The sequence below is a fragment of the Vibrio panuliri genome (assembly GCF_009938205.1).
GTDB lineage: Bacteria > Pseudomonadota > Gammaproteobacteria > Enterobacterales > Vibrionaceae > Vibrio > Vibrio panuliri.
The window spans coordinates 78,903-103,659 of the sequence record NZ_AP019654.1 but is presented as its reverse complement, the minus strand read 5'-3'; the positions used below and the strand labels follow the sequence as shown (position 1 = coordinate 103,659).

The 24,757-nt window shown below is 46.0% G+C and carries 23 protein-coding genes; 7 read left to right on the top strand and 16 right to left on the bottom strand.

What is annotated here, in order from left to right; genetic code table 11:
• Positions 1-22 precede the first annotated feature (22 nt).
• From GZK95_RS00470 to GZK95_RS00460, 3 genes are read left to right on the top strand one after another with little or no spacing between them, the layout of a single operon-like run.
• Positions 23-1,462, top strand: a complete 1,440-nt coding sequence (locus GZK95_RS00470) for an APC family permease (protein WP_075716019.1) — start codon at positions 23-25, stop codon at positions 1,460-1,462.
• Between the two features lie 52 nt (positions 1,463-1,514).
• Positions 1,515-2,621, top strand: a complete 1,107-nt coding sequence (locus tag GZK95_RS00465; protein WP_075716018.1) for an alanine/ornithine racemase family PLP-dependent enzyme — start codon at positions 1,515-1,517, stop codon at positions 2,619-2,621.
• A gap of 21 nt (positions 2,622-2,642) precedes the next feature.
• On the top strand, positions 2,643-4,028 hold the full coding sequence (locus tag GZK95_RS00460; RefSeq protein ID WP_075716017.1) for an amino acid permease: 1,386 nt from the start codon (positions 2,643-2,645) through the stop codon (positions 4,026-4,028).
• A 7-nt stretch (positions 4,029-4,035) separates the two neighbouring features.
• Here the strand turns inward: GZK95_RS00460 and GZK95_RS00455 are convergent, their stop codons facing one another.
• From GZK95_RS00455 to gspC, 13 genes are all read right to left on the bottom strand, one after another.
• A complete protein-coding gene (locus GZK95_RS00455) occupies positions 4,036-5,487 on the bottom strand; it encodes a sigma-54 interaction domain-containing protein (protein WP_075716016.1) in 1,452 nt (483 codons plus the stop codon).
• A 133-nt stretch (positions 5,488-5,620) separates the two neighbouring features.
• Positions 5,621-6,382, bottom strand: a complete 762-nt coding sequence (locus GZK95_RS00450) for a type II secretion system protein N (protein ID WP_075716015.1) — start codon at positions 6,380-6,382, stop codon at positions 5,621-5,623.
• A 4-nt stretch (positions 6,383-6,386) separates the two neighbouring features.
• Positions 6,387-6,878, bottom strand: coding sequence for a type II secretion system protein M (locus GZK95_RS00445; RefSeq protein ID WP_075716014.1), 492 nt, complete (start codon positions 6,876-6,878; stop codon positions 6,387-6,389).
• Between the two features lie 10 nt (positions 6,879-6,888).
• The gene (gene gspL / locus GZK95_RS00440; protein ID WP_075716013.1) at positions 6,889-8,097 is read right to left on the bottom strand and encodes a type II secretion system protein GspL; all 1,209 of its coding nucleotides are present in this window, start codon (positions 8,095-8,097) and stop codon (positions 6,889-6,891) included.
• A complete protein-coding gene (gene gspK / locus GZK95_RS00435) occupies positions 8,063-9,076 on the bottom strand; it encodes a type II secretion system minor pseudopilin GspK (RefSeq protein WP_075716012.1) in 1,014 nt (337 codons plus the stop codon). The genes gspL and gspK overlap by 35 nt, the downstream gene beginning before the upstream one ends.
• Positions 9,066-9,746, bottom strand: a complete 681-nt coding sequence (gspJ, locus tag GZK95_RS00430) for a type II secretion system minor pseudopilin GspJ (RefSeq protein WP_075716011.1) — start codon at positions 9,744-9,746, stop codon at positions 9,066-9,068. Before gspJ ends, gspK begins: the two co-directional genes overlap by 11 nt.
• Complete coding sequence (gene gspI / locus GZK95_RS00425; RefSeq protein ID WP_075716010.1) at positions 9,733-10,089, bottom strand: type II secretion system minor pseudopilin GspI; 357 nt, start codon at positions 10,087-10,089, stop codon at positions 9,733-9,735. Before gspI ends, gspJ begins: the two co-directional genes overlap by 14 nt.
• Positions 10,076-10,660 (bottom strand): type II secretion system minor pseudopilin GspH, encoded by a 585-nt coding sequence (gene gspH, locus GZK95_RS00420; protein ID WP_075716009.1) that lies wholly within the window; start codon positions 10,658-10,660, stop codon positions 10,076-10,078. Before gspH ends, gspI begins: the two co-directional genes overlap by 14 nt.
• A 57-nt stretch (positions 10,661-10,717) precedes the next feature.
• Positions 10,718-11,164 carry a type II secretion system major pseudopilin GspG gene (gene gspG / locus GZK95_RS00415; RefSeq protein ID WP_075710501.1) on the bottom strand — a complete coding sequence of 149 codons (447 nt, stop codon included), beginning with the start codon at positions 11,162-11,164 and terminating at the stop codon, positions 10,718-10,720.
• Positions 11,165-11,198: 34 nt separating this feature from the next.
• Complete coding sequence (gene gspF / locus GZK95_RS00410) at positions 11,199-12,431, bottom strand: type II secretion system inner membrane protein GspF (RefSeq protein ID WP_075710499.1); 1,233 nt, start codon at positions 12,429-12,431, stop codon at positions 11,199-11,201.
• Positions 12,431-13,918, bottom strand: a complete 1,488-nt coding sequence (gene gspE / locus GZK95_RS00405; RefSeq protein ID WP_404817639.1) for a type II secretion system ATPase GspE — start codon at positions 13,916-13,918, stop codon at positions 12,431-12,433. Before gspE ends, gspF begins: the two co-directional genes overlap by 1 nt.
• Positions 13,919-13,920: 2 nt before the next feature.
• Positions 13,921-15,939 (bottom strand): type II secretion system secretin GspD, encoded by a 2,019-nt coding sequence (gspD, locus tag GZK95_RS00400; RefSeq protein ID WP_075710495.1) that lies wholly within the window; start codon positions 15,937-15,939, stop codon positions 13,921-13,923.
• A 34-nt stretch (positions 15,940-15,973) separates the two neighbouring features.
• Positions 15,974-16,834 (bottom strand): type II secretion system protein GspC, encoded by an 861-nt coding sequence (gene gspC / locus GZK95_RS00395; RefSeq protein ID WP_075716008.1) that lies wholly within the window; start codon positions 16,832-16,834, stop codon positions 15,974-15,976.
• Positions 16,835-17,046: 212 nt separating this feature from the next.
• On the opposite strand from gspC, the gene hslR reads away from it, so the two are divergent.
• The 4 genes from hslR (at position 17,047) to GZK95_RS00375 (ending at position 22,335) form a co-directional block, all read left to right on the top strand.
• Positions 17,047-17,433, top strand: coding sequence for a ribosome-associated heat shock protein Hsp15 (gene hslR / locus GZK95_RS00390; RefSeq protein ID WP_075710491.1), 387 nt, complete (start codon positions 17,047-17,049; stop codon positions 17,431-17,433).
• Positions 17,434-17,462: 29 nt separating this feature from the next.
• Entirely contained in the window at positions 17,463-18,338 is an 876-nt protein-coding gene (hslO, locus tag GZK95_RS00385; protein ID WP_075710713.1) for an Hsp33 family molecular chaperone HslO, read from the top strand.
• A gap of 356 nt (positions 18,339-18,694) precedes the next feature.
• On the top strand, positions 18,695-20,323 hold the full coding sequence (gene pckA / locus GZK95_RS00380) for a phosphoenolpyruvate carboxykinase (ATP) (RefSeq protein WP_075716007.1): 1,629 nt from the start codon (positions 18,695-18,697) through the stop codon (positions 20,321-20,323).
• Between the two features lie 110 nt (positions 20,324-20,433).
• Positions 20,434-22,335: an AsmA family protein gene (locus tag GZK95_RS00375; protein ID WP_075716006.1), complete on the top strand. Its 1,902-nt coding sequence runs from the start codon at positions 20,434-20,436 to the stop codon at positions 22,333-22,335.
• Here GZK95_RS00375 and GZK95_RS00370 read toward each other — a convergent pair.
• The 3 genes from GZK95_RS00370 to GZK95_RS00360 all read right to left on the bottom strand — a co-directional run bounded on the left by GZK95_RS00370 (position 22,299) and on the right by GZK95_RS00360 (position 24,662).
• A complete protein-coding gene (locus GZK95_RS00370) occupies positions 22,299-23,228 on the bottom strand; it encodes a bifunctional GNAT family N-acetyltransferase/hotdog fold thioesterase (protein ID WP_075710485.1) in 930 nt (309 codons plus the stop codon). The two genes, GZK95_RS00375 and GZK95_RS00370, sit on opposite strands and share 37 nt — an antisense overlap.
• Positions 23,229-23,320: 92 nt before the next feature.
• Complete coding sequence (gene dtd, locus GZK95_RS00365) at positions 23,321-23,755, bottom strand: D-aminoacyl-tRNA deacylase (RefSeq protein WP_075716005.1); 435 nt, start codon at positions 23,753-23,755, stop codon at positions 23,321-23,323.
• Entirely contained in the window at positions 23,727-24,662 is a 936-nt protein-coding gene (locus GZK95_RS00360; protein WP_404817638.1) for a virulence factor BrkB family protein, read from the bottom strand. Before GZK95_RS00360 ends, dtd begins: the two co-directional genes overlap by 29 nt.
• Positions 24,663-24,757: the final 95 nt, after the last annotated feature.

The window sequence follows — 24,757 nt, the reverse complement described above, 5'->3', positions numbered from 1 at the left end:
TTGAAAGTATAAGGACGTTGTTATGTCAGAAAATAAAAATTTAATGGGAACGAAAGAAGCCGTATTTATGGCAGTCGCCGCTGTACTAGCTTTGCGTTCTATTCCTATGGTTGCGGGCTATGGTCCATCAGCTATTGCTATTTGGCTAGTTGCCGCATTATTTATGATTATTCCACTATCTATGGTATGTGGCGAACTTGCCACCGGTTGGCCAAAAGACGGTGGTATCTTTGTGTGGGTAAAAGAAGCTTTTGGCGCTCGCATCGGTTGGGTTTCGACCGTTTGCTTCCTGTTTTCTTGTGTAGTGTTTTTCCCATTAATGCTGCAATTTGGTTTTGCAGCGGTAAGCGGAAACCTACTATCACCAGAAATTGCTGAGAACAAAGTGTTTATTGGTGTCGGCTCAGCGGTAATTTTCTGGGTGTTAACGCTGATTAACGTGCGAGGCCTAAAGTTCACGAATATCGTCAATAGCCTCTCGGTGTATTTAGGTATTTTCATTCCAGCAGCCATCATCGGCTTAGTCGCAATTTACTGGCTAGTTTCCGGCCGCCCAATGCAAACCGATTACATCTCTGAAACAGCAAGCTTTATCCCTGATTTCTCCAAGCTTTCTAATATTGTATTAGCATCCTCTGCAATGTTTGCTTTTGCTGGCTTAGAAGTCACAGGCATGGTAGCAGGGCGAATGAAAAACCCACAGCGAGATTTCCCTCGCTCAATGATCATCGCATCATTGTTGATTGTCGGTATCTACACGTTGGCAACTATTGCAATTAACACCATCTTCCCTGCAAACCAACTGAACGTCGTGTCAGGCATTAGCCAATCAATTGATTTTGCGAGTAAAGAGCTGGGTGTTCCATGGCTATCAGGCGTCATCGGTGGCTGCTTGTTCTTTGGTGCAATTGGTCAAATTAACTCATGGCTGGTTGGCCCGATCTACATGTTCCAAGAGGCTGCAACGGAAGCAAATATCCTTGCTCCAAATAGTATTGCGGTAAGAATGCACCCTGAACATGACACTCCTTACATGGCCATGATTATTCAGGCGATTCTGGTGACCATCATGTGTTTCTCATCATTTTTAAGTGAATCACTTGAAGGTGCTTATTGGATTCTTTCTGCGATGACGACCGTGTGTTACTTCGTGCCTTACCTGTTGATGTTCTCTGCATACATGGTACTGCGTAAAACTCGCATGGATGTTCATCGTTCATTTGAAATTCCAGGCAAAGTTCTGCCTTACATAATTTCAGGCATGGGCCTAGCTTCAATCATCTTTGCGATTGCGATTCTATTCATCCCACCAGAAGGCATCGCAATGGGTAACTTCTGGCTGGATACTGCGCAAATCTTTGGTGGTGCAGCTGTCGCTATCATCTTCTCAGTGGTGCTGTATAACCGTGGCCAGAAACGCAATTCATCCCATGAGCACGCTCTCGTTCAAGAAAAAAGTTAATGCGTAATGTTATTGGGGGGAAGCTTTGCTTCTCCCTTGTTAAGGAGTCTTTATGTATAAACCTACACTAACAATTAATACCCGTAAGCTAAAAGAAAACACTCAAGCCGCGATCAAAGATCTTGGTGAGTCAGGCGTCTCAATGATGGCCGTAAACAAAGTGTTTAATGGTTGTCCACAAACAGCCCAAGCCGTCGTTGATGGCGGTGTTCAAGTTGTTGCTGAATCCCGTGTTTACAACCTAGAAAAAATTAAACACATCGACTGCCTAAAATGTCTACTCCGTAGTCCTGTATTGAGCGAGATTGAGGATGTTATTCGCTTAGCAGACTTAAGCTTAAATAGTGAAGAAACCGTTATTCGAGCTTTATCTGCAGAAGCGAAAAAGCAAGATCGCCAACACGGTGTATTGTTGATGATTGATTTGGGCGATTTACGCGAAGGGGTATGGTTTGAACACTATGAGCAAATCCTTGAGCTAATCAACCTTATTGAGTCACTCGATAATCTTTATCTCTACGGTATTGGTTCGAACTTCAACTGTTACGGCACCGTATTACCAACCGTAACAAATGGTGAAATGCTAAAACGCATCAAATCTCGCTTAGAACATGATCGTGGTCAACCAATCCCGTTGGCATCTGCGGGTAACTGTACAAGCTACCACCTAATTGACAAGGGTATTTGGCCTGTAGGCCTAGATCACCTTCGTCTTGGCGGTCTACAGGAGTTTGGTATCGAATACGTTGAGATGAAATATCTCGACAATTACCACCACTCAAAAAAAGATGTCGGCCTAGCATGCTCTGATATGTATATCCTTTCCGCTGAAATTATTGAACTCAATGCAAAACCAACAGTACCCGTTGGTGAACTCGGCGTGGATGCCTTTCTGAAAACCAAAGAGTTTGAAGATCATGGTACCCGTAAACGTGCTTTACTTGCGTTTGGTCTACAAGATGTCCCGTATGATGGGTGCCATCCATGTGACGACTCAATCAAGTTATTAGGCCAAACTAGTGACCATACGTTAGTAGACATTGAGGATTGCCAACAAACACTTAAAGTGGGTGATCACATTAAATTTGAGCTCGACTATACAGCGCTGCTGATGGCATGCCAGACCACTGGTGTCGAATATCTGTTTACCGAAGATTAGGTCACAAAAGGAGTTGATGTAATGGCAGACGAGTTGGGGAAAAAATTAAACATGCGCCATCTGATGATGATCTCTATTGGTGGCACCATAGGTACAGGGTTATTTGTTGGTATCTCTTCCCCACTCGATATTGCAGGAAGCCTTGGCACACCTATCGCATATACTATAGCAGGAATCATCATGCTGCTTACCATGCTGAGCTTAGGCGAGCTCAGCAGCGCGATGCCTCATTCCGGCTCATTTCAGCACTATATACGTGTATTATTTAAAAGGCCTTATTGGTCTTACATGATAGGCTGGCTGTATTGGTTAAGTTGGGTGTTAACCATCTCAGCTGATCTTACTGCTACTTCAATGACGTTGAATAACCTCTTCCCTAATATATCAACATCCGTTTATATTGGTTTGATATTACTCTTTATATGCTCTGTCCACCTCTACACGGTCAACGCTTACGGTGAAAGTGAAACCTTATTCGCTTCCCTAAAGATCGTCACGATTATCGCCTTTCTAATCGCATGTCTGTGTATCATTTTTGGTGATGTCGACTCCATTTCGCAAAGTAGTATCATGGATGAGCGAAGCCGCCTACCCAATGGCATTATTGGCATCCTCGCCAGTATGTCTACTGTAACCTATGCCTTTCAGGGAGTAGAAATCATTGGCACCTTAGCGGGTGAGGCTGAAGACAAAGGCGCTTCAATGAACAAAATCATTAAAATGCTAATTATCCGTGTCTTCTTATTCTATATTCTTACTACGATGATGCTGGTGTTTGTCTACCCTCCTGGCGCGCAAGCCGCTATTAGTCCATTTGTTTGGGTTTTCGCTCAAATGGGTATCGCCAATGCCGACGTAATCATGCAATTTGTCATAGTGATATGTGGCTTTTCCGCAAGTAGCTCTGCCCTGTACGCAAGTTCACGTTTGCTTTGGTCAATGTCCAAAGACAAAATAGCGCCACAACTTTTCTCACAAACTAGTCGCGTCGGTAGCCCTTACTATGCGGTCTTATTTACCGCAGCAATTGCCTCTGTGGCGCTAATAAGCGCCTATATTGCACCCAAACAGCTCTATTTGCTCCTGATTGCTAGCACTGGACAAGTGGGATGCCTGGCTTGGTTCTGCATAGCGCTGTGTCACTATCGTTTTCGTAAAGCTAAACAAGCAGGGCTCTATCCTCAATACCCGCTGTACTATCGGGCTCCTTGCTTTCCTTGGCTACCTTTACTAGCAATGGCGCTCAATGCGATCAGTATTGTGGGATTATGGTTTGCCAAGAACGGCGTGATGATTTTACTGGCCGAATTAGTATTAGTGGCATTTTTATCGATTTGCTACTTCTTTTGGCAGCGTAGTAACGTTAGCCAAATTGTTGAAAACGAAGCCCACAAGTCCACCGCCTAAGTAACAATTAGAAATTAAGCGTTTCTATTTTGTGCCGCTCAACTTTGTACTGCAACGTTGAGCGATGTACACCCAATTCACGAGCAGCTTTTGATAGACAGCCACGATTACGGTTTAACGCACGTACGATAATATTGCGTTCATAAAATTTAACCGCTTCATCAAGATTCACAGGTGTATTGCTCATGGAAGCATTCGATGAACAATGAGTATCTTCATCAGTAAAAGAAATCGTCGGCGATGACTCTACACTAATAGGTTCTTCGCGTGGCAAAGATATATCAATGGTGTTTATGCTTGAAGGCAATAATAAACCTGGCATATCCTGAAAAATCAAACTTCGTATGATGGTATTTTCCAACATACGTACGTTTCCGTCCCATGCCATCGATTCAAGTAGTAACTTCGTTTCTGGCGCAATACCCGTAATCATATGGTTAAGACTTGGTTGGTATTTCTCAATAAAATACTCAGCCAATAAAACGATATCTTCTTTTCGTTCATAGAGACTGGGAATAGTGATAAAGCCAACACAAAGACGGTAAAACAAGTCTTCTCTTAACCTTCCTTCACTTACTAGTTGTGTCGGAGCCTCATTGACTGCTGCAATCACCCTAACGTTAGAGTTACGCTCTTTACTACCACCTAAACGCCAGTATGAACGATCTTGTAAGTAGCGTAACAACTTGGGTTGCATATCAATATTTAAAGAGTTTAACTCATCCAAAAACAATGTGCCGCCTTCTGCCATTTCGATGTAGCCGAGCTTTTTCTCAGCGCCGGTATAAGCCCCTTTCTCCGTACCAAACATCATACTCTCAATGAGATTCTCGGGAATTGCCGCACAATTAACCGCAATAAATGGCTTGTCTCGACGTTCACTATTGTCGTGAATAAGATGCGCAAACAACTCTTTACCAGTGCCAGTTGCCCCGTAAATCATCACCGGTACATCTTGCGCAGCTATGCGAGTCGCTTGTTTAACCAAATTCGCCATTTGCTTAGAGCGATGAATAATAGGTAAGGAGTTGCCCGTTTTATTGTGGCGAGAAAGAGTGCGGATAAGCGCATTAACTTCTTTCGTCATGCGCTGAGAAATATTCTTGCTTAAGCCAATTTCTATCGCCCCAATAATACTGCCAGCATCATCATAGATCGGCGAAGTAGAATGAACGTACTCAACCTTATTGCCATACTTGTTGTAGTAAATTTGAGTACAAGAACGGTATTCTGCTCCGTGCGTTACGGCTTGCATCATCGTACTAGAATCCGCATCCATATCCTTATAAAGACTAAGAATATTGGCTCCCATTGCTTCTTGCCTTGGGATTTGGTCAATTTGCGCACTGGCCTCATTGTAATAAATGTATGTACCGTTGGTGTCGATAATTGCTATTGGGACATCCAACAGTTCAAAAAATGGGCCAAAGGAATTGACCAGATTTGCAAGCGTAATCATAGGAGTGTGCTATTCGAAAGACTGTACGACAAAGACATATAATTATAAAAAAAACAATAAAAGGAAACTGTGCAGCATCCCCATAATATCGCCAGTTGTCAGAATGTACTCAACAATAAAGCGTGATTAAAAGCTACATCCGACCGCGATAGCTAAACTGGTAGCGGCCTTGACTATTGGGTTGAGGTAACCACTTAAGCGATTCGCGCAATGCTTCTGGCATCTCTGCCTGTGGGCTAAACCACGCGCTGGCGGTGTACTCGCGCTTTGCATTGAGTTGTGCACTAAACGCACTTTGCACCTGCTCACTCTGCTGCTCACCAGTCACATCAATGATGCTCTCCTGACAAGAAAACTCTGCGACAACTGGCCCCAATCTTAAGTCTGCCAACGGAGTAGTCACCGTATCTGTATTCCAAACCAGTTGACCATGACCGGAACGACAATAAGGTGCTGCATACTGCCAAGATTGCAGGCTCAACTCCAATTGCCCTGTTAATGTCAAAGGCACTGGCAATGGCGGCGAAAACTTAAGCGCTTCTGTTGCAGGAAGCGACGCAATAACGTTTTCAGCATAAGCGCCTTGTAAACCATACCCAACTACACCACGCGCTCTCAGCTTCCAAGGATTCCCTTGTCCCAAACGCACGTTCGCTTGTACCTTACCCGCCAAGAGTTTGCTCGGTTGTAACTGCCATGAGACTTGACCAAGGTTGTAGCGCTGCCACTGCACCTGCTGGACTTGACCTTGCCATAGAGAGCCACTGGCTCCTGAAATCCGCAGCTGTGCAGGCAGCGGAGCATAAGCCAGCAATGCTTGAATAGGCAGATGAACAACGGCACTAACTAAAAATGTTATAAGCACAATCGATATCAATAACAGTCGTGATTTCACTCGGCTATCCTTTGCGTAATTGCAGACGTTTAACCTCAACCACACCGGCTCGGTTACTTTTATCAATATCTAGAAACAGTACCTCAATCCCATGATGTGTTTGCATATACTCAATCCAGCTTACAAGTTGATTGAATGGTAGAGGCTGAACCCACACTTGCATTTCATTGCCACGTGGTTGCACTCGTACCATTTCAACATTGAAGCGACGCGCTGAAGATGGGATGGCTTGATTCAAAGGCAACGGTGAAATCGCTTTAGCACCACTACCACGCAGCTCGATAATTTGATCAGCTTTATCTTGCACCCAACTTAATAGTTGTTTTTCACTATTGAGCGCCAATTGGGCTTGCTCTGCGCGCTGAGCAACGGGTTGATAAATTCCCCAATAGAGCAACCCAAAACCAAGAACAACACTCCCGACGAGGACTAAACGTTGCTCTCGTGGTGTAATGCGATACCACCAAACTTGCAGCGAGCTTAATAAATTTTTCATCTGCGTCTCCTCACTGCTGCTTCAAAACAAAACTACCAACGACGAAATCACCCGATTTACTCAATTGACCTTGCTCAACCACAAATACTTGCTCCAGTTGGGTGCGAGCTTGTTCAAAGGCTTGAAAGTCATTGCTGCGAGCTTGAAGCTTAATCTCTTCACGGTTGCTATCAAAGGTCAATCCTGTCATTTCAAAGTTGGGCATGCTCTTCAAGGCATTAGGTAGTTTCACCATCCATTGCAAAATAGATGCTTGAGAGTCACCACCGGATAGACGCTTCACTTCACTGTCTAATTCACGTTTTAAGTAACTGGTGGTTGGAATTCTACTCTTTGCCAACACGGTGCGGAAAATACGTTCACTCTCGGCACGATAAAGGTCAGCTTGACGCTGAGCTTGCGAAGAATGAATCAGGTTCTGTGCCAGCAGCACAGCCAATAGCACACCAGCTGCAATCGCGGCTTTACGCCACACTTTAAGGTATTTAACCAAAGAGGACTTAGGTTTAAAACTGCCGGTCAGTAAGTTGACTTTACTCTTGATTGCTTGTGTCGCAAGCAACTGCATCACTAATTGAGGTTCCGCCTGTGACCAGTGCTGATCTTGCGCTAGTTCAAGCTCAGGTAGTGGAGTGTAAGCTTGCAAGCTAAGCCACTGCTGATCCGTTTTGGCCCAATCCGATTGTGCAACCAAGCCCAACCAAGCGCTTTCAACTGAGATAGCCTGAAACGGTGCTCGTTTTAGTAACCATTGTCCCGCCAGTTCAGCCGCGCTGATGCCCTCTATATCTGGTAATGCCAATGCATCTGGCATCACTTTGGTCACGATAAAGCCTGCATCACTCAGGATCGACAACTGCTCCGCTAGCCATGCTTTGTCGACCGCAGCAACAAATGCGTGATCAGCGTGTTTGGCTAAAATCGAAATATGCAGTTCATCCACATCCTGTGCGACATCATCTTCAATCAGATATGGCAGCATATGGCTGAACTGTCTTGCACCACCGGCAGGGATAGTGACTTGTTTTAACAACACATCAGCGCTATTGAGCAACACGATGGTCGGGCGCTGCTGGGCGTAATTTTCTATTTCGGTCAGTGCTTGAGCCGCACTCAGTTCACCACTGGCGATAACTTCTTGCTGGCTCTCTGACCACACAAGCCAAGGCTTACTGGCTTGCTGATTATTGCTCAGTCGAACGATTAGGTACTCGCTCACCGATTCCTCCAAAGCGACGGCTTATCACCGTTGCAGTTTCTCGATTGGCACTAAATAGTAAGCTGCGTACTCGCACACGCGATTGCTCAACGACTACTTGTGCATCCAATTCAAAATAACGACTATCGACTGTTAGATAGCCTTTCGCCTGATTTTTTACCGCATCGCTCAACGCGGCGATTGGCGACTCAGACAAAAACTCATCGGTACTACTCCAACCATCAAATGGACGGTTTTCTAGCACGCCTTTAGCGTCACTTTCACTCAGTTGCTTAGCAAACATTGCCACCAAAAGTGCCGACTGTTCAGGTTTCAATGTATTCACATTAAGACGAAATTCAGAGGTCGGTATCGCGCACACATATGGACGTATTTTATGCATCACTTCACCCGATACCTGATTAATCGCTCGTAACTCGCTTTCATCGGCTAATACGCTGTTTGCGGTCATATAATCTGGAGACATCGCCTCATAGGTACTGTCTTCCACACCTGTAACAGAGTTCACCACACTGTTGCTATCCACAAATTCCCACGTGGAGTGAGCCACAATTTCAGCCACATAACTATCCACATCGATCTCAGTCAATAAATCTTGCAACACAGTCACTAAGTAAGGCGCTGACTGTGAGTCACCTAGCGGCTTAGTATCCACCAACGCATTGAGGTTAAAGCATGCCTGACGATCAATGAGCTTGCCTTTCAACGTGCCATAATCCAGCGGAAAATTTTGCTCAGCAATGGCCCAAGGCTGAGACAGGTTCACCGTGTCACTATCTTTATAACTTTGTTTAATACCCTCAACCGCCAAAGCTTCTGCCCCAATGGCATACCAGTAAGCCTGCTGATAATTAACTTGATTCATCGAACGCTTAAACTGCCCAAAGAGTCGCTCAGACATGGTTGCGGCAACCGCCGTCATCATTGCTAGAATTAGCAGTACAACCAGCAAGGCAACGCCACCTTGTTTAGCTCTCATCACTGCTCTCCAGACTAATTTGTCCACCGCCGGTCAGATAGATACGTCTAATTTTCCCGTAATCCTGCAAGGTCAACGCCACTTCAACAGCTTGCGGCAAGGTGTCGTTTTTATCCCATACGTTACGCCATTGCTGACCATCATAAAAACGCATCTCAAACCGCTCAACTTGATCAATAAGCGGCATAACGGCCCCTTGCTGCCCCGTCGGTGTATCAACGTAATGCCACCAAACTCGCTCCAACACACCTGCCCTAATTCGATAACCCACCTTGGTCACCTCTCCTCGAGGAAACTGAGCGGCGGGATTATGCCAACCACTACGAGCAAACATCACCCCATTTTGTTCAGAATCGAGCAGGTACTCCCCCCAAGCAATCAGTTTTCTACTGGGTTCTTCACCATTAGTGCGCATGTGACGTAAAGCGATTTGGCGGAAATCGTTATCCATAAAAACCAAAGCGCGTTGCAAGGTTTTCATTCGATCACTGCGTTGCTGAGAGATATCATTACTGCGATACACTTGGCTCAGTACCTGCTGCGCCCCAATCGCCAGAAAGGCAAAAATCGCCATCGCAATCAGCACTTCAATTAATGTAAATCCAGACCAACGCGATTTCACGCGAGCCAATCGCTGGGCTGATGGAAATATAGGATTAGTTCGGTACATAACTTCTCACCGAGACAATCGCTTCACCTTTTGCTTCACGAGCCACCTCTACATCAAACGCACGAATCAAGCCTTGCTGGGTAGAGACTGGGGTGATGGTCCAATACCAATCACGTTGCGCCAATTGCTCTTTGCCCGACCGTTTACTTAACCCTTTAGGGTTGAGCATGACTAATGCGATTTGATTATCGGCAACCATTGCTGCAAACGTTTTGTCTTCCATTAAACTTAACGTATTGATGTGTTGCCCTACCGAGCGAATTAGCGCCATCGCAGACAGCGCAAAAATCGCCAATGCAACCAGCACTTCCAGCAGCGTTAATCCTCGATTATTGCGCTTCATCTTGCTCTCCCGGCGCGAGCAGAATAATTTGCCCATTTTCTTTTGCCACTACCTGCCAAGCAGACTGCTCAAGCTGTGTATCTTGAGGATAAATAGCAATAGAGAATGGCGTGACTTCACCACTTGATAGAAAAAACACCTGCGGTGGAGGCAGTCGTTTCTGCTGCTCAAATTCAGCAAACATGGTTTGATCGAACAGCGAATCAGAGTTAAATAAACGTTCGCGATCTTGCCAAATCGAACCGCCCAAACTGAGCGCTAACTTGACACCTTCTGCCAGTTGCGTGTGGTCAGGAATCCGGTCGAGTTCGAGCGGTTGCCAACCATCTGCCTCGCGTTGTTGTAAATAATAAATCCCTTTTTCTTGCTCAACACGTAAACCAAAATCGCGTCCGCTCAGCAGTGCTTCTTCGTTGAGCAACTGCAAACGATGCCACAATGCATTCGCTTGATGCTTTGCCTCATCTCGCTCGTTATTCGGTAAGCTCAACACAACCGAGGTCACTGTTATTGCCAGTAAGGCAACCACCAGCAACACTTCTATTAAGGTAAAACCTTGATTCTTTGGCATCACACACTACGTTAAGCTAGAAGTGGCGACCAAGGTCGCCACAAGATTGTCAAAATATTAAAGGAAGTCTTCGAGATTCCAGTTACCAATATCGGCATTGATATCTTCACCACCTTCTTGCCCATCGGCACCAAGTGAAAAAATATCGATCGTCCCTTTATCGCCAGGGCTCAAGTACTGATAGTCGTTACCCCAAGGGTCTTGCGGTAGACGCTTAATATACCCCTCTTTCGGGTAGTTCTTCGGTGTTGGGTTACTTGGTTCAGTAACCAATGCTTCTAGCCCTTGGTCTGTCGTTGGATAGACGTTGTGATTCAAACGATAGGTATCTAAAGCTGTCTCTAGGCTCTTAATATCAATGGCGGCTTTTTTCTGTGAAGCCGTGTCTTTACTACCCAGCAAGTTGGGCGCAACCACACTTGCTAATATCGCAAGGATAACAACCACAACCATCAGTTCTAACAAGGTAAAGCCAGACTGCTTTTTATTGCGTTGGTGTTTCATTCTATTCTCCAATAACACAACGGCGCTGAGTGGATTAACCACTCATTAAATTATTCATTTCCAAAATAGGCATCATGGTCGCCATCACGATAAACAACACCAAACCAGCCATCAGGGCGATCACAATCGGGGTAAAAATCCCGAGTGAAATATTCACCATGGATTCGAAGTTGGCATCTTGGTTATCGGCGGCACGCGTTAGCATCCCTTCCAGTTCACCACTCTGTTCTCCAGAAGCAATCATATGCAGCATCATTGGCGGAAACAATTTGGTTTGCTCAAGTGATTTACGCAAGCTCGCCCCTTCACGCACACGATCGGCGGCGTGCAGCACCTGCTGTTTGACATACTGATTCGACATCACGTCAATCGCTACCCGCATCCCTTCCAGAATGGGAATCGCACTCGATGTACAAATCGACAATGTGCGAGCAAAACGAGCCGTATTTAGCCCCCGTGCGATTTTACCAATCACTGGCATACCAATCACTTTACGATCCCAACTCAAACGAACACTCGCTTTAGTCAGGGCAAAACGACACAGGTAGGTAAACGCAATAATGCCCAGCGCAATATGCATCCACCAGTTTTGCACGAACTCGCTGGCAGCAATCAATACCTGAGTAGAAAAAGGCAAAGCCTGTCCCATTTGCACAAACTGGCCAACAATTTTAGGCACCACCGAAGCGAGCAAAAATGCCACAATACTGATCGCAAACACCACCAGCACCACGGGGTAGATCAGAGCTTGCTGAAGTTTGCTACGCATCTTTTGTCGATTCTCTGCATAGTCCGCCAAGCGCTCTAATACATTGTCTAAGTGACCGGATTTTTCACCCGCCGCAACCATTGAGCGAAAAAGCTCATCAAAGATATGAGGGTAATCTGCCAGGCCATCTGCTAGCGTATGCCCTTCAACGACTTTCGCCCGAACCGCTAATAGCATAGTGCGAATTCGTGCTTTCTCTGATTGCTCTGAAACCGCCCGTAAACACTCTTCAAGTGGCATGCCTGATTGGACTAACGTGGAGAGTTGGCGCGTGATCAGAGCTAAATCAGGTGTGCTTAAACCACGTTTAAACGTCATCGCCGCCTGAGCTGATGACACGTTTTCTTTACTACTTTTTGCTCGCGTCGGCACGACATCAATCGGTACTAAGCCTTGCTCTTTGAGTCGGCTGCGTACCTGTCGGGCATTATCCCCCTCAAGCACACCTTTTTGAGATTTGCCTTGCGCATTGAGGGCTTTGTATTCAAACGCCGCCATTAGCCTTCCTTAGTCACGCGCATCACTTCCTCAAGGGAGGTGATACCTTGGCGCACTTTCTCTAAGCCGTCGTCACGAATCGCAGGCGTTTTAGCGCGAATCGCTCTCTCGATGGCTTGTTCACCCGCTTCATTGTGAATCAACTCTTGAACTTGCTCATCCACTACCAGTAGCTCATAAATACCTGAACGACCACGATAACCTTTACCGCTACATCTATCGCAACCTGCAGGTTTATATAAGGTCAGTTCATCGTCAGCGGTTAAACCAAACAAGGCTTTCTGCGCGCTATCCGCTTGATAAGGCTGCTTACATGAACATAGGGTGCGCACCAAACGTTGCGCTAACACCCCAAGTAGTGAGGACGAAATCAAGAAAGGTTCAATGCCCATATCGCGCAGACGGGTAATCGCACCTATCGCAGTATTGGTGTGTAATGTCGACATCACTAGGTGACCGGTCAACGAAGCTTGCACCGCAATCTGAGCGGTTTCCAAGTCGCGGATCTCACCGACCATAACCACATCCGGGTCTTGACGTAAAATGGCGCGCAAGCCACGGGCAAACGTCATGTCTACTTTAGGGTTTACTTGTGTTTGACCAATGCCATCAATATCAAACTCAATTGGGTCTTCAACCGTTAGAATATTGCGTTCATCACTATTGAGCTCTTGCAGACCTGCGTACAAGGTGGTGGATTTACCGGAACCTGTTGGTCCTGTCACCAAGATGATGCCATGCGGTCGCTCAATCATGGTATGGAAATGCTGATAAGTGTTGGTTTTCATGCCCAAGCTATGCAAATCAAGGCGCGTTGCATTTTTATCTAACAGACGCATCACCACTCGTTCACCATGTGATGATGGCATCGTCGACACGCGCACATCCACCGCTCGACCACCAATCCGTAGCGAAATACGACCATCTTGAGGTACGCGCTTTTCTGCAATATCAAGGCGAGCCATAACCTTAACGCGCGAAACCAACAGTGGCGCAAGTTTGCGACTTGGCGACAGCACATCTCGTAACACGCCGTCGACGCGAAAACGAATCAGCAAACTCTTTTCGAAAGTCTCGATATGGATATCAGATGCACCCTCTTTGATCGCTTCACCGAGCATGGCGTTGATCAGCTTGATAATCGGCGCATCATCTTCTGATTCCAGCAAATCTTCATCATGGGGAAGATCTTCAGCCAGAGAGAAGAAATCATCACTATCTGCGCCGATATCTTCCATCAACTGCCGCGCTTCAGAAGAGTCACGCTGATAAACCTCTGTCAGCTTTCTCTCAAACTCATCGCTACTTACTGCTTGTAAAACAAAGTCCGCCGATACCACTCGACGCACCTCTAGCAATGCCTCTATTGCTAATGGTGCGACATAATAGAGTGTCACTCTGGATGACTCCCGCTCAAGTACGAGATTAAAACGCTTAGCAAAGCTAAACGGCAAACGGCGCTGAGGCATCACTCGCGGCATCCCCATCATTACTTGCTTTCCATTTGATCGATAAAGGCTTGGATTTCAGCTGGGTGCTGGCGATCCTGACCAAACTCTGGCAATACTGGAATATGACTGTCATCCATCAACTTCAAACCTTGCTCAGACTTATACAATTGCTCTGCACGGATAAAGTTGTACTTACGCTGGGTGATACCATCAGCTGTCACACCATCGCGAATAATGGTTGGCTTGATAAACACCATGAGGTTTTTCTTCTCAACCTGAGTACTGGTTGATTTAAACAGGTGACCCAATACGGGAATATCCCCCAGCAAAGGAACTTTCGATTCACTTTCCAACGCGCGCTCATCAATCAAACCACCTAAAACGATCATTTGACCATCTTCAACTATCACGGATGTATTCAACTGGCGCTTAGCAAACCGCACGTCCACCGCACCATTTGCCCCAAGCACGTTTGAGACTTCTTGTTCGATATTAAGTTGAACAGAGTTACCTTCGTTAATTTGTGGCACGACTTTAAGCTTAATGCCAACCTCTTTACGATCAACGGTTTGGAACGGGTTGTCGTTATTTGAACCCGCCGCTGAACCAGTCAAAACAGGCACCTCTTCACCAACAATAAACGACGCTTCGCCGTTATCCATCACGGTAATGCTTGGCGAGGATAGAATGTTAGAGTTAGAGTCACTCGACACCGCTGTCAATAATGCGGTCCAGTCACCCATCACTAGGCTTACTGCCGCACCATTCACCCCTTTTAATGCCGAAGCCAACGTGCTGTAGTCACCTGATTCCGTCACTTCATAGGGTCTGCGGTTACCATTGTTATCCGTGTAATATTCCGTGCGCGTTTGATCTTTTGCTTCTTCTAAGCCAACCAACACATTCCCAATCGGCGCTTGAGTATTGCCATACTGAATAACCGCGCCCGTCTCAAGAGAACCCCATTGAACGCCAAGGTTGATACCATCACCCTCCGCCATCTCAACAATCAAGGCCTCAATCAACACTTGGGCACGACGAATATCAAGCTGAGCAATCACATTTTGCAGTGCAGCCATAATCGACGGTGGTGCCGTGATCACCAATGCGTTGGTGGAAGCATGTGCGGCAATAACCACTTCATTATTTGATGAACGAGTATTTTTCGCCCCAGAAGTTTTCTCTGCTTGGAGGTTATCAGACACGCCCTTAAGCACATCCACTAAGTCTTCCGCTTTGGCGTATTTTAGGTAAACCACTTGGTTATTACCTTTGGTTGCCATCTCAACATCCAGTTGTTGGATCAGCTTACGCAGACGCGTACGCACCTGTGGGTCACCTGAAATTAGAACCGAGTTAGTACGGTCATCCGCCACCAACTTAGGCTGCAAGAACTCTGGAGTATTTTTATTTTCACTGCTCTTGTTCAGCGCATCCACAATACGCACCATTTCGGCCGCTGAGGCATTCTTTAGCTCAACCAACTCAATCTCTTTATCACCCGCTTGGTCTACGCGCTTGATGATATCGGCTAAGCGATTCACAACCGCTGCTCGCCCTGTAATCAAAATAATATTGGCAGGGTCGTAATGCACAACGTTACCTGCACCAGCATTGTCATTGAGCTGGCGTAATAGAGGCGACAACTCACGTACTGAGACATTACGAACGGCGACCACGCGAGTGACGACTTCGTCACCTTTGACGTTACCATCACCCACAACTGGAATCGCAGAAGTCTTAGCATCTTTTGATTTGATGACTTTAAGTACGCCATTGTCCATTTCAACAACGGCGTAACCATACACTTCTAGGACATTAAGAAAGAAGCTGTAGTACTGATCTTCACTCAAGGTGTCATAGCTACGAACATCAATTTTGCCGCGCACAGATGGATCAACAATGATGGTTTTCTCTAGATTACGACCAACGATATTGATGAACTCTTGAATATCGGTACCTTTAAAACTGGCACTGTATTCACTCGCGGTTGCCATCGGAGAGGCGACCAACATAGCCGCCAATAACCATGCGCTTTTTTTAAGCCAATGCTTCACTTTTTACTCCTCAAAGGATAGTTCTCTGCGCGTATTACAATTCGATATAGATATCGTAGGGTTGTCCATTACGCTCTACGGTTAAATTCAGTTCAGTTAAGTCTGATAGATTCTTATAGATTTCAGCCATTGCCGACATATTGCGCAAATCTTTTCCATTAAGATGCGTCGCCACATCGCCCTCTTTCAAGCCGACCGAGTCAAACAGTTCGCGGCTACTACCCGGACTTAAGCGATAGCCTGAGATTTTACCATCGCGCTTGAGGGGCGACATACGAACATATTCAAAAAGAAGCTGTGGATTACTGGTAATATCGACACGAATTTTGTTCAGCTTATCCTGACTGAGCGGGGTCGCAGCCTTAGTTTGAGGCTTAGCGACTGGAGCGGTGAACTTTAAACCTTCCAGCATGACGGTTTCATTACGCCCAGCGTTATCAACAATAATGCGATCCGATTGAACTTGAACCAGTTTAGCGCGTGTGCCTTCAATCACTTCATTAATCCCATACGTCGCCTGTTTGCCACCCTTGGCAACGACCGCCAAACTCTTTTGCGGATCAGAGCTTGTCACCACGCCAACCACAATAACATTGAGACGACTTTTCGGAGCATCTTCAAGCTTGGGCTTTGCGCTAGGTTTTACCGCTGCTTGAAACTCACCGAACAGATGGCTGTTGTACAAGTTAGCGGTATCAAGGCGCGTCTCACTCACTTGGCTGACCGATGAACTTGGCTGCCATTTGGTGACTTCAACTTGTTGATATGGAAACCAGATTAAACGCCCTAAGATCCACGCGGTAAGCAACAATAAGGTGATTGTCAGTAAAGCGCTCACCCGCGCTTGATTGGCAATAAACTTTTGTAGAGCTGAAGAACGATGGCTGAGCTTCACTGAATTTCCTTGATAAATGGGCTTTATATAGGTTCTAGCCGTATCTATATGACTAGCAACCGTTAATTCTAACAAACTATAGAATTGGGCTATATAAAAAAGATTCCTACCGACAGTGATGTTAATTATTTTTTGAGCGTTAACTTGAAAAGTGGGCGCCATATCACCATTGTATGGTCGATATTCGAGCTAGTTAGAGGGCAGTGAACGAAATGAGTTCCCCAGCAGAAGCAGTAAGATTGGATAAATGGCTTTGGGCTGCACGATTTTACAAAACGCGCTCCATCGCGCGAAATATGGTTGATGGCGGTAAAGTCCATTATAATGGACAACGAAGCAAACCAAGTAAAACTGTTGAGCTAGGAGCCATCATTACCTTAAGACAAGGTAATGAAGAGAAAACAGTGACTATTGAGAAGATCTCTGGTCAGCGTCGTGGCGCACCTGAAGCTCAAACCCTCTACAGTGAAACCGCAGAGAGTATGGCGAAGCGCGAAGAAAACGCCCTAAGACGAAAACTCAATGCGCACAACCCTAGCCCCGAACGCCGCCCTGATAAGAAGCAGCGCCGCGATATAATCAAGTTTAAACATCAATAAGTTGGACTCTCCAAATGACTGATACTGTAATCAAAAACAATGTTTTAAACCGCTACCTATTCGAAGAACTATCAGTACGTGGCGAAATGGTGCAACTGGATGAAGCATACCAACGAATTATTGCTAGCAAGGAATACCCAGTAGCATTACAAAAGCTACTTGGCGAGCTACTCGTCTCAACGACGTTACTGACTGCCACTCTAAAGTTTGAAGGTTCTATTACCATCCAACTTCAAGGTGATGGCCCAGTATCACTTGCGGTAATCAATGGCGACCACGATCAAAAGATCCGTGGCGTAGCACGCTGGGAAGGCGAAATCGCCGAGAATGCGACCCTGCATGAAATGATGGGTAAAGGTTACCTTGTGATCACTATCGAACCGAAGAAAGGCGAACGCTACCAAGGTGTTGTCGGTCTTGAAGGTGAGAACCTAACTCAAGTGATTGAAAACTACTTTGCGAACTCAGAGCAGCTAAAAACTCGCCTTTGGATTCGCACCGGTGAACATGAAGGCAAAGCGCATGCCGCTGGTATGCTGATTCAGGTGATGCCGGATGGTACAGGTACTCCGGATGACTTTGAACACCTTGAGCAACTAACCAATACGATTAAAGACGAAGAGTTGTTTGGCCTTGGCGCGCAAGAACTGTTGTACCGTCTATACAACCAAGAAAAAGTACGTCTATTTGACCCTCAACCAGTAGAGTTCCACTGTGGCTGTTCACGCGAGCGCAGCGGTGCCGCGATCATTACCGTAGAACGTGCTGAAATTAATGACATTTTGGCGGAGTCTGGCGCAGTATCTTTACATTGTGATTACTGTGGTACAACATATTCATTTGATGAAGCACAGATTTCTGAGCTATTTATCAATGCTGAAAATGGTAACGATACAGTGCATTAATTTGCACTGAACATCAAGTTGCAAAAATGTTACAAAAGCCAGCGATATGCTGGCTTTTTTTATGGTTTTATCTAGCACGAAATTCTTGATTCCCCGCGATAACTAGCCTCAAGCACACCGAACGCCATACTTAATTTCTACATATTAATAATATATTTGATCTAGCGCAACTGTTTGCGCACACGATAAAATACTCGAACCAATATGTGACGAGTCACCTAAAACCTTACAAAATTTATGGGCGAATTTTGAGCTGCGCCCCTGTTTTGTCGAAGGTCCGTTGCTAGCATGGTGTACATATAAAAATTAAAACATACTTACAAAATCCCTACAAAAACTTATCACAAGGAGCACCTATGACCGTTATGGAACATACTAAGGCTGCAACAATTGATCTTTCCAAACATGGGTTATATGACGTAAAAGAAGTGGTTAGAAACCCGAGCTATGAAATGCTTTTCGAAGAAGAAACTCGTGCCGATTTGCAAGGCTACGAGCGCGGGGTAGTTACCGAGCTTGGCGCTGTTGCAGTAGACACTGGGATCTTTACTGGACGCTCACCAAAAGACAAATACATCGTTAAAGATGCGACAACTGAAGAACACATGTGGTGGACATCAGACGCGGTGAAAAACGATAACAAACCGATCAACCAAGCGGTGTGGAATGATCTCAAGCAATTGGTCACCTCGCAGCTTTCTGGTAAACGCTTATTTGTTATTGACGGTTACTGTGGTGCTAACCCTGATACTCGACTCAGCATTCGAGTCATCACGGAAGTGGCATGGCAGGCTCACTTTGTGAAAAACATGTTCATTCGCCCAACAGAAGAAGAGCTGGCAAGCTTTGAACCTGATTTTGTGGTGATGAATGGCGCTAAATGCACTAACCAGAAATGGGAAGAGCATGGCTTGAACTCAGAAAACTTTACCGTGTTCAATTTAACTGAGCGCACGCAACTCATTGGCGGCACTTGGTATGGTGGCGAGATGAAGAAGGGCATGTTCGCCATGATGAACTACTTCTTGCCATTGAAAGATATTGCCTCAATGCACTGTAGCGCCAACATGGGTGAAGAAGGCGATGTTGCGATCTTCTTTGGTCTATCTGGCACAGGTAAAACCACGCTTTCGACCGATCCTAAACGTGCACTGATCGGTGATGATGAGCACGGCTGGGATGATGATGGTGTATTCAACTTCGAGGGCGGTTGTTACGCGAAAACCATTAAACTATCTAAAGAGGCCGAGCCAGATATCTACAACGCAATCCGCCGTGACGCATTGCTAGAAAACGTGACCGTGCGTAATGACGGTTCGATTGATTTCGACGATGGTTCGAAAACTGAAAATACCCGCGTATCCTACCCGCTGCATCATATTGAGAATATCGTTAAGCCGGTATCAAAAGGTGGACATGCAAACAAGGTTATCTTCCTTTCTGCGGACGCATTTGGCGTGCTACCGCCAGTGTCAAAGTTAACCCCTGAGCAAACCAAGTACCATTTCCTATCGGGCTTTACTGCTAAATTGGCAGGCACCGAGCGTGGTATCACTGAGCCAACGCCAACGTTCTCGGCGTGTTTTGGGGCGGCATTCTTAACCCTGCACCCAACGAAATACGCTGAAGTATTGGTGAAACGTATGGAAGCAGCAGGTGCTGAAGCTTACCTTGTAAACACCGGTTGGAACGGCAGCGGAAAACGTATCTCTATCCAAGATACGCGTGGCATTATTGACGCCATCCTCGATGGCTCTATCGAAAAAGCTGAAACCAAACATATTCCGGTCTTTAACCTCGAGGTGCCAACCTCACTACCGGGTGTTGATCCATCAATTCTTGATCCTCGTGATACATATGTTGACCCACTTCAGTGGGAGAGCAAAGCGCAAGATCTTGCACAACGGTTTATCAACAACTTTGATAAATACACTGACAATGCAGAAGGCAAATCACTCGTTGCAGCTGGTCCACAACTAGATTAGTGACAAAGGCTTGATTCTAATCACTAGCCCCTCTTTTGAGGGGCTTTTTTGTTGCAGCTAAGCAAAAATCCGCACAAAATCATTTATCTGACGATTGGTGGGATAGAACGTTGAGTAAACGACTAAGTTATTTTGTAGCGCTATTGCTTTTGATCATCGCAGCCACAGCAGTGGCACTCTATGCGGCTCTGCGCAGTTCGTATGCCACGACTCTTGTTAATCAAGCCTTCACACTCGCCTCGCTTAAGGTTCAAGTTGAAAACGTTCGCTATACCCCTCCGTTACAGTTCAAACTCGAAGGTGTCACTATCGAAGAAGACTCACCAATCTACTTGCCGAGCAGCGAACTGTGGCTCAGTGCTGAGTTGCCCAAAGATCATCGCTGGCAACTTGAGGCGCTGGTGATTGAGGGCGCCAATCTTTCATTTGATCAGGCTCAGACGTTAAGCACACTCAAGTTCGATACTAAGCAGTTGGCACTAAAACACACAGACTTTACTTGGGGTGAGCTATCAGCCCGCAATATCGATGTGCAAATTGAAAATCCTCAATGGGAAAATGCCCATCTGCTGCCCTATGGCAACATTCAATTTGCTGCGGAGCAACTCTACTACCAAGGCAATGCACTAAACAACGTGCTGATTGATCTCAATTATCAAACCAAAGACAGCACTCTTTATGGCGCATCTTTCGAATGGAATGGTGCCAAAATTTCTGGGCAAGCAGAGCAGTATCCGCAGGGCTGGTCGTTAATCAACGTAACCGTTAATGGCCTCAACGTGTCCGATGAGCAGACTGATCTACGTTGGTTGGACAATGTCGTGCAACAAGGTTGGATCGCCGATATTAATAGCCTTGATCTCTTGCAAAGCAATATTCACTGGCATGGCATCGAACTGCTCAACCTCGATCTCTCTATTGAGAAACTCAATCCTAACCAGTCGATTTGGCAGCAAGACAACGGGTATTTGTCTTTTAATGCCGATACGTTGCGCTACCAAGACGAACAATTTGTCGAGCCGAGCGCCACTATCAAGTTCTCCTCTCAAACGATTGAAGTCAGTGAACTGGACAGTGACTGGCAGCAAGGACGAGTGCAACTGCAAGGTCAAATAACACCGAACAGTGTGCAACTAAAGTCCCTATCACTCTCTGGCGTTAAATGGCTGGATGTCACGCCTTCTCAACTGGCACAACTCTCCCAATGGACACAGAAGATAGAGCAGCTGAGCATCGAGCATCTAGACATCAGTAATGCACAAATGATTCAACTGACCGACAAACCATTTTGGCAAGTCTCTGGGCTCAATGTTGAAGGAAAGCAATTACGCTTGAAACAAGATAACCAGCTTGGATTGTGGCAGGGTTCATTGCAACTAACAGCAAACAGCGCCAGCTATGCTCAATACCTCACCACCCAGGCGATTATCGAAATGCGTCAGCAAAACGACGTGTGGCAATTGAATCGGCTATTTCTGCCATTAGAAAGCGGTTATATCGAAGCGTCTGGAGAGTGGAACACGCAACCAATCAGTGCACCATGGCAACTCAATCTCACCATTGATGGGCTACCAATCAATCAAGAACTCTCGCCGTATTATTTTGAAGGGATGCTTGATGCGCACGCACAACTCAATGGCTTAGCCGGAGATTATACGATGTTGGCTCACTCACTCTCAGGCCAAGTGTCTGCTGCGTTACGAGAAAGCCATTTGACCCTGACAGACTCAAACAAAAAGCCTCAATTTAGTCGGGATTTCCACGTAGATAACCTAAGTATCACTGCAGATCGAGGAAGAATAACCCTCTCAGCACCACAAGAGGGACAAGGCGTTGAACTCGCAGGCAAAATTGATTTAACCAAACCAGAACTCGCAACGGTAATGCTGCAAATTGACGATAAGTGCCAAAGGCTACAAGCCGACCTTGCCGGAAAAAGCCATCAGTTAACCGATGTCTGCCCGCAACTTAACTCTCAACAATCCAGTCTAGAGTCGAGTAAGGCATTGTAGTTTGGTAACAGCATGTAGGTACCGACAAACTCCACCGCAGCGACTTTACCACTGTATATCGTGACGTGAATAATAATCCGCGCCTTACGTCCACTGGCTAAGCGATCTAAATCCCCACTGATGCCATCAAGTGAGCTTTGTGCCACTGGGTTTTGCTCAACAGGATGACGGTAACGAATTTGGCTATCCGCTAAAACAATATCACCATGCAAGCCACGCTCTTTCAGCAACAGCCACGTCATTCCCCACCCGGTGAGAGTGGCGAGAGTAAATGCTGAGCCAGCAAACATCGTATTGTGTGGATTGAGATTGGGATTCAATTGGGCGCTGCATTCAAACTGATAACCCGTGTACTGATTTATCTTAATTCCCATTTTGTCACTGATAGGAATATGATGCTCCCAGCGTTCTTGCAGCTCTGCACACCACTCCGGCCGGCGTAAGACGTTTGCCATTGGGTCGAGTGGCTTAACCATTTGCTGATGACGGGTAGGTCCACGCTGATCGTTTAACTCTCCGCGACGCTCAAAGCCATTTTTTTCATAAAAGCTGATCGCCTCTTCACGTGCGTTACACACTAAACGCTTCGCACCTTCTTGGCGCGCCAGTGACTCAAGGGCAACTAAGATAAGCGATCCCATCCCTTTACTACGACGATTGCTCTTCACCGCCATATAACGGATTTGACCTTCACTATCTGGCGTCACATAAAGTCGCCCGATGGCCATAGGCCGTCCACGACCATCAACAATCATGCGATGGTGACTCATTGCATCGAACTCATCGCGCTCTGAGCCGATCGGCATCCGCCACGGTTCGCGCAACATTTGCCAGCGAAATTGGTAGTATTTATTGAGTTGGTTATCTGTTTTCGGCGTGATCAGCTTAAACATAAAAATCCCTTTTATTGCTGCTCATCAATGAATTTAGGCAGCAAATTGCTGCCATGGTTCCCTAACAATCCAAGTGATTAGGGTTTTAGTTGTTATACTTGCAACCAGAATGTCACTGGGCCGTCATTGACCAGTGATACCTTCATATCGGCGGCAAATCGGCCACGTTGCGTCGGCAAAACTTGCTCACATTGATCGGCAAAGTAATCATACAAACGCCCAGCATCACTTGGATGTGCGCCTCGCGAGAAGCCCGCTCGAGTGCCCTTTTTAGTATCCGCAGGCAGGGTAAATTGAGAAACCACCAACACCTTTCCTTCCACCTGCTTAACGTTAAGATTCATCTTACCGTCTTGATCTTCAAACACGCGGTAAGTGGTCACTCGCTCCATCAATCGTTTTGCTTTGGCTTCATCATCATCTTTCTCAACGCCTAATAGCACCAAAAGACCGCGATCAATTTCACCAACCACTTCACCATCAACGCGTACCGCCGCTTCACTCACTCTTTGGATCAGAGCTATCACTTTGACTTCCTTTTTGATTACTTAGCAAATATTCAGCCTCCGAGTGTACCATGTCTGCATCATCACTCCAGTGCTCTTGCTCACCAAGCGCCGCCGTGACTTCAGCGCCCACCAGCACAATCAACCAGCAGAGGTAGACCCAAATAAACAAGATTGGAATCGTTGCTAATGCACCGTAAATCAACTGATAAGACGGAAATTGTGTAATGTAGGCGGCAAAACCCTTCTTACTCAGTTCAAACAACAATGCCGCAACCAAAGCCCCTATCATCGCATGAGAAAGTTGCACTTTTTTGTTGGGAACTAACATATACAAACCAACAAACGCTAAGAACGACAAAATCAGCGGCAACCAACGCAGCATAAGCTGATAAGCACTGGAAAGAACTTGGTTATCCATTACGGTCAAAGATGTCACGTAAGAAGTCACCGCAATGCTCGCCCCCACCAATATTGGGCCTAAGGTGAGAATCATCCAGTACATCGAAAACGAAAATACCGCGCGACGCTTGTGTTTGACTCGCCAAATGTAATTAAGGTTTTTATCGATATTGGAGATCAGCATCAGTGCAGCAATAAACAAAAATGCCCCACCTACCGCCGTCATTTTTCCGGTGTTCGCGATAAACTCGAGCAAGGCCGACTTCACCGCATCTCCCGCCGTGGGCACGAAGTGTGTGATAACAAAATCTTGAATAATATGACCAACATTGGCAAACACAGAAAATGAGGAAAGTACCGAGAGCAGAACTGTCAGCATAGGCACGATGGAAAGCAATGTGATATAGGCTAAGTAGCCGGCATTCACATTGATGCGGTCATGCAACATGCGCGTTAAGAGATAACGCACAAATTGAGTAACCTGTTGAACGACATCCGCCATTTTCAACTTGTATCTCCCTATCATCTGATTCATCCTAATTATACCTAAGTAAACTCAAGGAGTTAAAAACCAGCATCTTGAAGTCACTTAGGTATACACATTATTGACTATTATAGGGA